We start from the raw sequence: 11,218 nt of genomic DNA, 5'->3' as shown, positions 1-11,218 counted from the left end.
TTTTCAGCCTACGAAGGTACGAAAAATTGAAAATTTATCTTGCTTTTACTGATACAAAAATCGTTTAATACTCCGTTTCGGGGTTTTCTCGAACTCTTCGTTATAGAGCTTGTAAGTATTCAGCTGGCTGTAAGCCGGGAGCTGTTGGTTGATTTCTTTCAGGTTGGCGGTCATCAGTTCGTCCAGTTTCTCATCGGTAATTTTTTCTTCGTTTACCAGATCGAAATCGGGGTAGATCAGGGCTACGAGTTTTCCTTCTTTTTCGATAACGATGGATTCGCTGATATAGGGCATGTTGTTGAGTTTATCCTCGATTTCTTCAGGATAAATGTTCTGACCGTTTGAGCTGAGGATCATGTTTTTACATCGTCCTTTGATAAACAGGTAGCCGTCTTGGTCGATGATTCCCATATCTCCGGTATGTAGCCAGCCGTCCCGGTCGATGGCGGCAGCCGTAGCTTCCGGATTTTTGTAGTAACCGGTCATCACACAAATCCCTTTAGCCAGGATTTCCCCTACGATATGTTGGGGATCGCCGGAGTCGATCCGAAGTTCGACACGAGGCACTGCCTTGCCACAGGAGCTCTGACGGAAAGTTTTCCAGTTGTCGTAAGTGAGCAGAGGACCACATTCGGTCATGCCGTATCCCACCGTGTAAGGAAAACGAATCGAGCGGAGAAAGATCTCTACTTCCTTGTTCAGGGCTGCTCCTCCGATGATTAATTCTTTGAATTTTCCTCCGAAGGCGTCGATGACCTTTTGCCGGATGCTTTCCCTGATTTTATCGTTGATGATCGGTATGTTCATCAGTAATTTCATATGCGGTTTCTCGATGGTCGGGAAAACTTTCTTCTTGATGATCTTTTCAATAACCAGGGGAACCGTAATGATCAGATCGGGCTTTACCGTGGCGAAAGCATCTGCTATGATTTTCGGTGACGGGGTACGGGATAAAAAATGGATGTGGGTCCCGTTGACAAATTGGTAAATAAATTCAAAAGCCAGGCCGTACATATGAGCCATCGGGAGCATACATACGATTTGTTCACCCGGATTGATCCCGTAGGTATCGATGGCAAATTGCAGGTTGGTCCACAAGCTACGGTAAGGCAGCATCACTCCTTTGGAAGAACTGGTGGTGCCCGAGGTATAATTGATCACGGCCAGCTGGTCGGGCGTATCGTATTCGTAATGAACATCTTCGGCACGGAAACGATCGGGGAATTTTTTTCCGAACAGTTCGTTTAATCTGGCTCTGGCTTCGGTCAGTTGCTTACTATTCGAGGTGCGGAGCGAGTAATCTTCGATCCGGAGTACGCCGTCGAGGTCGGGCATAGCCGATTCGTCGAGATTTTCCCAGACCACATCTCCGGCAAAGAGCAAACGGGCTTCCGAATGGTTCACGATGTGATGGACATTATCGGGTTTAAACTCGTTGAGTATGGGTACAGCTACAGCTCCGTAAGAAAGTGTGGCCAGAAAAGCGATACCCCAACTGCTGGTATTCCGGCTGCAAAGAGCGATCTTATCCCCTTTACGGATTCCGCAATGTTCGAAAAGAAGGTGTAATTTCTCGATTTTACGGGCTACATCTTTGTAAGAACTGGTAGCTCCCTTAAAGTCGGTCAAGGCAGGCAGATCCCAATGATCTTTAATGCTCTGTTCAATATATTTTATAAAATTTTCTTCCATAATCATGGGTTTATTTGAGCAAAGATAGAATTTTAGGTATTAAACCGGAAACGTTGGAAGAAAAAAATGAGTCCGTATTTTTCTATTTTATTGATACAGATAACGTTTTATACTTCGTTTTGGCGTTTTCTCGAATTCGGTTTCCTGGATTTTTAAACGGGCAACCTGGCTGTACATCGGCAGCATATGGTTGAGGAGTTTACGGTTTTCGTCCATTTTAGTTTTAAGCTGCTCAGGGCTGATCTTTTCTTTTTTCACTACTTCATAATCCGGATAGACGAGGGCGATTAATTTACCGTCCTTTTCAATGACCAGCGATTCGGAAACATAGGGTAGGGCATTCAGCCGGTCCTCGATTTCTTCGGGATAAATATTTTGTCCGCTGGGACCCAGGATCATGTTCTTACTTCTGCCTTTGATAAAGAGATAACCCTCACTGTCGATAGTTCCCAGGTCGCCGGTATGCAACCAGCCGTCTTCGTCGATAGCAGACGAAGTGGCTTCGTGGTTTTTATAATAGCCGTCCATGACATTCGCTCCCCGCACTAATATTTCTCCGACGATATTTTCGGGGTCGGAGGAGTTGATGGCAATTTCCATCCGGTCGACAGCTTTACCGCACGAACCGGCTTTGAAGGTGTGCCAGTCGTCATAAGAAATGGCCGGACCGCATTCGGTCATACCGTAACCGACGGTGTAAGGAAATTGTACGGAAGAAAGGAATTTCTCTACTTCGAAATTTAATGCTGCGCCTCCGATAGCGATCAGTTTGAAACGTCCCCCGAAAGCATTGACGATTTTATCCCGGATCGACAGCCTTAATCTGCGGTTCAGATAGGGGATTTTCAGGAATAGCTTGATATGAAATTTTTCCAGTTGTGGCAGTACCCGGTGTTTGATGATTTTCTCGATAATCAAGGGTACGGCAACGATCAGGTTGGGACGGACAGCCGAAAATATTTCGTTAATGATTTTCGGGGCCGGAGTTTTGGAGATAAAATAAACGTGTGTACCACTGGCAAAGGGATAGATCAGTTCGAAGGCCAGACCGTACATATGAGCCATGGTCAGTATGGAGACCAGCCGTTCGCCCGGATTGTAGCCCATTTTGTCCAGGGCATACTTCAGGTTCGACCACATACTGCGGTAAGACAATATCACTCCTTTCGAAGCGCTGGTTGTACCGGAAGTATAATTGATCATGGCCAGCTGGTCAGGTTGATCCGGCTCGTAATGGATATCTTCCGGACGCAGGGCGGCGGGGTATTTTTGCCTGAATAACTCTTCCCAATGTCCGTGAGCTTTTGCCAGTGCCGGATTGGTATTATAGAAAAGAGAATAGTCCTCCATCTTGATGACGGTTTCCGGTTTCGGCATTTCTTCTTTTTGCAGTTCTTCCCAGATGGGAGTACCGGCAAATAGAATCCGGGCTTCCGAATGGTTGACGATATGGCGGATATTGTCGGCTTTGAATTCGTGTAAAATAGGTACTGCTACTGCTCCATACGAAAGGATTGCCAGAAAAGCGATTCCCCAGTTGGTCTGATTCCGGCTGCAAAGAGCGATTTTATCTCCCCGGCGGATTCCGCTTTCTTCGAATAACAGGTGCAAACGGGCAATATGGTGGGCTACATCTCCGAAGGTATGGGTTTGGCCCTGGTAGTCGGTTAAGGCCGGTTCTTCCCAATGGATTCGGATACTATGTTCTATATAGTATAAAAAATTCTCTTCCATCTTGTTCTAGATTGATGAGAAAACGCATCTCAGGTCCGGGTGGAATGTGCTTCAGCACGGTCGTGTTTAATTTCGTCCATAATTCCACCGTTGAGGGGGCTCGAGGTGCGTTCTCTGTGTATGTATACTGAATAGGGAAAAGAAGGTTACAAAAAAGAGGTAAAAGGTAGAAAGTAAAAAGTATAAAGTTAAATATTGTGAGAAGTCGAAACTAAAAAACGACGGTGGGCGTAGTTATTGACGAGTGAATGCAAAAAGCTCATTATTATTACGTTACAATAATTTAACTTTATTATTATGAAAACAGAAAATCCAAACACTCCAATTTTCGGAACACCTGAAGAAGCCCGTGTAGCTCCTAAGTTTGAAATGCCTAAAACCTCTATGCCGGGAGAGGTGGCTTATCAGTTGGTACACGATGAAGCGATGATGGATGGAAATGCCCGATTGAATCTGGCCACTTTCGTTACCACTTGGATGGACGACTATGCCCGCCGGGTGATGACCGAAAATATGGACAAAAACATGATCGATAAAACCGAGTATCCGCAAACTGCCGAGATAGAAAGACGTTGTGTGAACATTATCGCTAAATTGTGGCATTCACCCGAACCTCCCTATTGTACCGGTACCAGTACCGTCGGTTCGTCCGAAGCTTGTATGCTGGGAGGTATTGCTGCCCTGAAACGCTGGCAAAAACGTCGTCGTGCCAAAGGTTTGCCTACCAATAAACCTAATTTTATCATTTCCACCTGTATGCAGGTCGTTTGGGAAAAATTTGCCATCTATTGGGACGTTGAAATGAGAATGGTTCCCGTGACGATGGAAAAAATTACCATGGATCCGCAGGATGTGGTCGGTATGTGTGATGAAAATACCATTTGTGTCGTTCCGATTCAGGGGGTTACGATCACCGGATTGAATGATAATGTAAAAGAGATCAACGATGCCCTGGATAAACTGAACGCAGAAAAAGGATGGGAAATATGTATTCATGTGGATGCTGCTACCGGTGGTTTTATCCATCCGTTTATCGATCCGGATACCGTTTGGGATTTCCGTTTGAAATGGGTGTTATCTATCAGTGTTTCCGGCCATAAGTTCGGATTGGTATATCCGGGTGTCGGTTGGGTGGTTTGGAAAGATAAACAATATCTGCCCGAAGAGATGAACTTTGCCGTGAACTATCTGGGAGCCAACATTCCGAGTATTTCTATTAACTTCTCCCGTCCGGGCAATCAGGTATTGGCACAATACTACCAGTTCCTGCGTTTAGGTATGGAAGGTTACCGGCAGATCCAGCAGAATTGTATCGATGTATGTCTCTATCTGAAACAACAGTTAAAAGAGATGGGGATCTTTGAATTTTTCAGTGACGATATGCCTAATCCGTTGTTTATCTGGAAACTGAAAAATGATTCTTCCCGGAAATGGACGTTATATGACCTTTCGGATGCTTTGCATGCCCAGGGATGGCAGGTGCCGGCTTATACCATGCCGAAGAATATGGAAGATGTCGTGATCATGCGTGTCGTTGTACGGCAGGGAACCGGTAAAGACCTGGCCGATCTATTGGTGAAAGATATTAAAACCAATATTGCCCAGTTGAATCAATTGCAGGAACCGACTAATAGCGCTATTTTGTGGAATAAGAGAGAACCACAAAAGCCCAGAGGATTTAATCACTCCAGATAATCTCTTTTAGAGAAAAGAAGGAGCTGGTCCCCAATGGGACCGGTGTTCCTTTCAAGAATGGATAGGCGTAAAAGGAATCGACAAAATTAGAATGATCGGTACGAATGGATCAGAGCCGCAGATTCGCCGGTCAAAATTCTGAAAGAATTCGCTAACCCAATTTGTAAACCGCTAATCTATCTGAAAAACTTTGCAGACAGATTAGCGGTTTTTATTTATTCTGTCACACAAGAAAGATTCAGATATTCAAACCAGTTGATATTGGTTTTACTTAGAAGGTAAATTGGGGATAAGCCTAATAAAAAGTACCATAAAAAGCTCCGTTTGCCTTCCATCTGGATGCGGGAATGAATAAGGATATGATGAAATTCAATTATCAGGCCGAAAGAATTCATATCGATACCGTTTATCCGAAATGTAAGAGTCGGGCTGCTTACCGAGGAAAAGAGGATAAAGATTGGTATTTGTATCCGGCAAAGTTTGCAGGTAATTAATTTGGGGGATTACGACTTTAGATAAATCGATTGTTTGCATCTTTCGTGTAATTCCGGGAAAAACTCCCGGAATATTTTTTGTAATCGTTCTCCGTGCTCCTGCATAAATAGCGGCGTTTGGGCAGGATCGATCTGCAATCCCCGGTAGCGGGTCATGATTTCCAGGGATTGCTGGATTCCCGTTAGGGAGGCATAACGGCACAATCGGTCAGTCAGGATGAAATGCCATATGAACCCCTGAAAACGTTCCGGCAGGTGGCGGTAGTTCCAGGCTAAGGCGGTATAAAACCTCCGGCTGAACCGTTTGAGGGGAAGACCGGCATAGTCCTGAAACCGGCTGGCCAGGAAATAATCGAACAAGATGTCGTTCACTACAGCCGAATAACGCCCGAAAGTTTCCCGGCCTATCCCTACGGCTTCCCGGACCAACGGATGCCGGTCCGAGAAAGCATCGATTTCGCGGTGTAACAAAATTCCTTGCTGGAATTTCCGGGGATATTGTTTATACCCGTCCCCTTTGACCCCATCCCCGATAAAATTACCGATCTGAATACAACGGTCATTACCCGAAAGGAAAATGTGGGCGAGATAGTTCATAATTCGTTCAGCTTATTTGTAAAGGACAAATTTGCACATTATAAACGATACTACCAAAGCCCCTTTGCGGGTTAAAAGCTGAAAAGATCGTTCAAGGCCTCACTCATAGAAGGATGCGTATAGATCTGATCCCGGAGCGACGAATAGTCTAGTCCGGCTTTCATGACCAGGGCCACATTGTTGATCACTTCGCCCGAATCGATACAAAACAGGGTACATCCCAGAATTTTTCCGTTTTTGGCATTTACGACAGATTTCAATACCCCGTTGGTATTACCTGATACCCGCGCTCGGGGGATGGCCTCGACCGGAATGGTTTTGGTCATCACTTCGTATCCTTTGGCGATGGCTTCTTGTTCTGTCAAACCGATGCGGGATAGAGGTGGATCGATAAATACCGTATATACGACAGGTTCCCGGTCGACAATGGTCCGGCTGCCTTTACCGAACAGTTGATCCCGGATAATCCTGTAATCGTCCTGGGAAATATAGGTGAATTGTTTCCCTCCGCTGACATCTCCCAACGCCCAGATATCCGATGCGGTTGTTTGCAGATATTCGTTTACGATGATCGCTCCATGTTCGTTTAAATGTATTCCGGCCACTCCCGGATCGAGGCTTTCGGTGTTGGGCTGACGGCCTGTCGCTACCAGAACAGCGTTGGCAAAGAGGCTGTGTTCGGTTTTATCGGTCGTATCCCGATAGGTCACTACGGTCTCTTCGTCGGTATCCTGGATTGATTGCATTTCTATACTGAAATGAAATTCTATTCCTTGGTTTTCCATTACTTTCCGTACAGCTTCGGCAATGGTTCTGTCTTCGCGGGATAAAAATTCCGTTGTGTTTTCCAATACGATTACCTTACTTCCGAAAGCCGCAAACATAGAAGCGAATTCCAACCCGATGTATCCTCCTCCGATGATGACCAGGGTTTCCGGTAGCAGGTCCAGTTCCAGGAGTGAGGTACTGGTATATACCCGTCGGCTTTCCCGGATACCTGATATCGGCGGGATCACCGGAAGAGCTCCGGTATCGATAAAGATCCGTTTCCCCTCGATCTCCAGACGGTCTGTTTCGGTGGTCACCTCTATTTTACGGGATGAGCGGAATGAGGCGACTCCTGTATATACCGTTATATTCGGATGGTCGTTGAGCCGGTCGAAATTTAATTTTCGTAAAGCGGTGGTAATTTCGTTTTTCTTTATGATAGCTTTCCGATAAGCTGCTGCCTTTTCTTCAAAAGAAGCCAGATTCAGTTCCTTTATCATTTGGGCCTGATGGATCAATGCTTTGGTCGGAATACAGGCGATATTGATGCAGGAGCCTCCGTACATCGCAGCCGAACGTTCGATTATGGCTACTTGCTGTCCCCGGTTAGCTAAATCAGCAGCCAGTAGTTTACCCCCTTTTCCAAATCCGATAATGATTGCGTCAAAATGTTCCATAAAATGGGTGATTGATTAAAATTTACAGAAATCTCCACTACTTACGAAAATCAAAGGTGAATTGTTTGATTACTCCTTAGAACATCCCTTCCGCGATTATCGTATACAGCAGACAAACGATCACATAAAAATGAAAAATATGAAAACCAGATTGATTCTTTTTATTTTGTTATTCATCAGTGGCTTTGCAATAGCCGGTTGTAAACAACAAAACCAGTATCGTCCCGATGCGAAAATCGTTGCGGCATTTAATAACAAGTATCCTCAGTCCGATAAAGTAGAGTGGGAACAAAAGCAGGGGTATTATGTCGCAGAATTCCGGGAAGACGGTATCGAACACGAGGCTTGGTTCGACGGAACCGGTAAATGGGTGATGACGGAAAGTAATCTGAGGTATAGTTCCCTGCCACAGGCCATCCGCGAACAATTCGAGAAAAGTGTTTACAGTACCTGGAAAAAAGACGATATCGACAAGATCGAACGGGCTGGAATGGAAGCAGTGTATATCATCGAACTCGAAAAAGAAGGATTGGATACCGACCTGTATTATGTCGGTAACGGCAATCTGATCAAAACCGTGAATGAAGTGTCTAAAGAGAAACGGAGTTCTTATATGCCTGTCGCTTCGGATATCCAGATTTGGATCAAACAAAAATATCCGGATGCTACCATCATTGAAATGGATAATGAAAAAGGTAAATTGGAAGTGGACATCCTGGATGGAGGAAAAGCTAAAGAATTGATTTTTCAGGGAAACGATTGGTTGTCGACTTCCTGGGAAGTGAGCAAGGCCGAAGTTCCTTCGGTAGTAATGGAAACTTTCCGGCATTCGAATTTTGGAAAATACCGCATCGACGATATTCATTTTTATGAGACGCCGAACAATTCGTATTACTATTTCGATCTGGAACAAGGAAATTCTGAAGTACATCTGTCTATCGATCCTACCGGAAATATCCTACAGTGATCCGATTTATCGGGACGATGAAGGTTAATTTATAAAGTCTGTAAAGTTTATGAAGTCCGAAGAATCCGATGACTATATAAACTTTACAGACTTTATAACTCTGAATTTAATTGGAATAAGGGTCCCGCTTTACGCATGTGTGTGTGTATGTGTGTATGTATGTAAGAAATGCATAAGTAGAATTTATCGTGTGAAATATCATAAAGAGTGTATGAATCGATTTCACCTGATTAGAAGATAATTCCGCGGGACCCTGTCTTTTTATGCAGCCTGTTTCTCTTATATCTGGTCAATTCCCGGCGACGTCACCGGAAGAATCTTTTACGTCCAAAACATTCAAAGATCTTGAATACTAATGATGTAGAAAAATGGAAAAAGTTACTTTTTGAGGAAATTTATTTATCGAAAAGTCCGTTACCGGCTAATTTAATCGACGTTTATTTTCTTCTCAAAACAAACAAATATTTCCTTTTTTTAACATTATTAAGTAACTCTTATTCAGTCAATAAAGTATTTTGGTTTTGTGACCTATCCCTTTTTACATCTAACTATTTAAACGTCCATTTTTTATTGCAAGGAACTGTTTGAAACAGTACTTGATAGCGATGACAAAAATAGTTTATTTTTTATTATTCGCCAAATAAATTTGTTGATTTCAATTATTTTCTCTTGAAAGGCTTTTTGAAAGCCGGCCGCTCTATTTTTGTTTCTATTTAATTTATCTGAGTTTGTTAATGATATTTTTTGTATTTATTATTGTCGACAACACTAGGTTGATTGGACGGTTGGGAACAAATTTTCCTGTACCGGTGGAGGTATTTCCTGTTGCTCTGGGTCGAGCAGGAAATAAGAAAATTAGGGGCTACGGAAATTATGCTCCGGCTGGCAAAAGGGAAAGACGGACCGGTGGTGACAGAAAACATAATCTGGTTCTGGATGTTCGTTTCCGGGACATCGGTCCCGCATCGGAAAAAGATCACCGGTGTCGTGGAGAGTGGGGGGATATCGGCCCGAAGTGGTAGTTACTGGGTGAGAGTAGGTGGAAATAAACTTTTCTGGGATGATTACGTACAATAAATTCGATGAGATCGTTCATTTGTAAACTTGTATATTGGATTATGTTGAAGTTGTACGTATTTATTTTATGGGCTTTATTGCCGTTACTGACTATGGGAAAGGGAATTCTGATTCAAAATGTCGTGATTTTCGACGGGAAAAGTGAAAAGACCGTCACGGGAAATGTATGGATCGAGGACAATGCGATCCGGAAAGTATCGGCCGAACCGATTGTTGCCGGAGCAGAAGTAGAAGTGATCGATGGGCGGGGAAAATTTCTGATGCCCGGATTGATCGATGCACATTGGCATGCTTATCTGGCTGCTAATACGATGGTCGATTTGTTGACCGCTCATGCTTCTTATACACAGCTGAGAGCCGGAGAGGAAGCCGGGAAGACTCTTTTGCGGGGTTTTACGACGATCCGGGATGCGGGGGGACCGGTATTCGGACTGAAAAGGGCGATCGATGAGGGAACACTGCCGGGACCGCGTATTTATCCTAGTGGGGCGATTATTTCCGAAACAGGCGGACATGCCGATTTTCGTATGGTATACGATATCCCTGAGCCTTTCGATTGTTGCGGCCTGACTCATACCGAGAAAATCGGGGCTGCTATCATCGCCGACGGGGTGGATGCCGTGATCGTCGCTTCGCGGAATAACCTGCGTCTGGGTGCGAGTCAGATCAAGCTGATGGCAGGCGGAGGGGTCTCTTCGTTGTATGACCAGCTGGAAGATGTGCAGTATTTCGAAGATGAACTGCATGCGGCGGTAATGGCCGCCGAGGATGCGGGTACTTATGTGATGGTGCATGTCTATGTGCCGGAGGCGATCCGCCGGGCTATCCGGGCTGGGGTGAAAAGTATCGAACACGGTCAACTGATCGATGAACCGACGATGAAACTGATTGCAGAGAAAGGCGTGTGGTTGTCGATGCAACCCTTTATCGGAGAAGGAAATAATCATTATACCAATCCTGTACAGCAGGCGAAACACGAACTGGTGGTACAAGGCACCGACCGGGCCTATCAGCTGGCGAAGAAATACGGGGTGAAGCTGGCATGGGGTACCGACTTGCTTTTCAGTCCGGCCAATGCACGGAATCAAAACCTGAATATCGAAAAGATGACCCGCTGGTTTTCCAACTTTGAAATCCTGAAGATGATCACTCACGATAATGCCGAACTGTTGGCTCTGTCCGGCCGCCGTAATCCTTATCCCGGTAAACTGGGGGTGATCGAAGAGGGGGCTCTGGCCGATCTGATTGTGGTGGATGGAAATGCACTCGAAGATATAAAAGTGCTGACCGATCCTGGCAAGAATATGCTGTTGATCATGAAAGACGGCAAAATATATAAAAACGATTTATAATATCCGCTACCCCAGAGCCTTTTAGACCGGGATTTTTCCCCGGTTATCGATTAAACACTGCTTTGTATATTTGGAAAAAACAGAGCAGTGGTTAATCGATAACCGGGAGATTTATGTGTGTAGACGATACAGATAATCGGGGTATCCGGGTAGTTTTGTCTTCTA

General features: G+C 44.7%; 9 protein-coding genes. 5 read left to right on the top strand and 4 right to left on the bottom strand.

The window, feature by feature from the left end; translation table 11 throughout:
* Positions 1-45: 45 nt before the first annotated feature.
* On the bottom strand, positions 46-1,692 hold the full coding sequence (locus tag ODOSP_RS06495) for an AMP-binding protein (protein WP_013611567.1): 1,647 nt from the start codon (positions 1,690-1,692) through the stop codon (positions 46-48).
* A gap of 87 nt (positions 1,693-1,779) precedes the next feature.
* Positions 1,780-3,426: an AMP-binding protein gene (locus ODOSP_RS06490; protein ID WP_013611566.1), complete on the bottom strand. Its 1,647-nt coding sequence runs from the start codon at positions 3,424-3,426 to the stop codon at positions 1,780-1,782.
* A gap of 297 nt (positions 3,427-3,723) precedes the next feature.
* Between ODOSP_RS06490 and ODOSP_RS06485 the strand changes: the two genes are divergently transcribed.
* The gene (locus ODOSP_RS06485) at positions 3,724-5,121 is read left to right on the top strand and encodes a glutamate decarboxylase (RefSeq protein WP_013611565.1); all 1,398 of its coding nucleotides are present in this window, start codon (positions 3,724-3,726) and stop codon (positions 5,119-5,121) included.
* Positions 5,122-5,480: 359 nt separating this feature from the next.
* Positions 5,481-5,615 (top strand): hypothetical protein, encoded by a 135-nt coding sequence (locus tag ODOSP_RS20380; protein WP_157741830.1) that lies wholly within the window; start codon positions 5,481-5,483, stop codon positions 5,613-5,615.
* A gap of 9 nt (positions 5,616-5,624) precedes the next feature.
* Here ODOSP_RS20380 and ODOSP_RS06480 read toward each other — a convergent pair whose 3' ends face one another.
* On the bottom strand, positions 5,625-6,212 hold the full coding sequence (locus ODOSP_RS06480) for an acyl carrier protein phosphodiesterase (RefSeq protein ID WP_013611564.1): 588 nt from the start codon (positions 6,210-6,212) through the stop codon (positions 5,625-5,627).
* A gap of 71 nt (positions 6,213-6,283) precedes the next feature.
* Complete coding sequence (locus tag ODOSP_RS06475) at positions 6,284-7,657, bottom strand: FAD-dependent oxidoreductase (protein ID WP_013611563.1); 1,374 nt, start codon at positions 7,655-7,657, stop codon at positions 6,284-6,286.
* 139 nt (positions 7,658-7,796) lie between these two features.
* Between ODOSP_RS06475 and ODOSP_RS06470 the strand changes: the two genes are divergently transcribed.
* From ODOSP_RS06470 to ODOSP_RS06460, 3 genes are all read left to right on the top strand, one after another.
* Positions 7,797-8,624: a PepSY-like domain-containing protein gene (locus ODOSP_RS06470; protein ID WP_013611562.1), complete on the top strand. Its 828-nt coding sequence runs from the start codon at positions 7,797-7,799 to the stop codon at positions 8,622-8,624.
* 777 nt (positions 8,625-9,401) lie between these two features.
* A complete protein-coding gene (locus tag ODOSP_RS06465; RefSeq protein WP_140398583.1) occupies positions 9,402-9,701 on the top strand; it encodes a ribose-5-phosphate isomerase A in 300 nt (99 codons plus the stop codon).
* A gap of 92 nt (positions 9,702-9,793) precedes the next feature.
* A complete protein-coding gene (locus ODOSP_RS06460; protein ID WP_041557234.1) occupies positions 9,794-11,053 on the top strand; it encodes a metal-dependent hydrolase family protein in 1,260 nt (419 codons plus the stop codon).
* Positions 11,054-11,218: the final 165 nt, after the last annotated feature.

This window comes from Odoribacter splanchnicus DSM 20712, from assembly GCF_000190535.1.
GTDB classification, from domain to species: domain Bacteria; phylum Bacteroidota; class Bacteroidia; order Bacteroidales; family Marinifilaceae; genus Odoribacter; species Odoribacter splanchnicus.
The sequence above is the reverse complement of the archived record's forward strand: the minus strand, read 5'-3'. Positions and strand labels throughout refer to the sequence as shown.

Bases quoted from the DNA above. Each gene is read 5' to 3' on its own strand.
- ODOSP_RS06470 (WP_013611562.1), top strand. From the start codon at position 7,797: ATGAAAACCAGATTGATTCTTTTTATTTTGTTATTCATCAGTGGCTTT.
- ODOSP_RS06480 (WP_013611564.1), bottom strand. From the start codon at position 6,212: ATGAACTATCTCGCCCACATTTTCCTTTCGGGTAATGACCGTTGTATT.
- ODOSP_RS06460 (WP_041557234.1), top strand. From the start codon at position 9,794: ATGGGAAAGGGAATTCTGATTCAAAATGTCGTGATTTTCGACGGGAAA.
- ODOSP_RS06485 (WP_013611565.1), top strand. From the start codon at position 3,724: ATGAAAACAGAAAATCCAAACACTCCAATTTTCGGAACACCTGAAGAA.
- ODOSP_RS06475 (WP_013611563.1), bottom strand. From the start codon at position 7,657: ATGGAACATTTTGACGCAATCATTATCGGATTTGGAAAAGGGGGTAAA.
- ODOSP_RS06490 (WP_013611566.1), bottom strand. From the start codon at position 3,426: ATGGAAGAGAATTTTTTATACTATATAGAACATAGTATCCGAATCCAT.
- ODOSP_RS20380 (WP_157741830.1), top strand. From the start codon at position 5,481: ATGATGAAATTCAATTATCAGGCCGAAAGAATTCATATCGATACCGTT.
- ODOSP_RS06495 (WP_013611567.1), bottom strand. From the start codon at position 1,692: ATGGAAGAAAATTTTATAAAATATATTGAACAGAGCATTAAAGATCAT.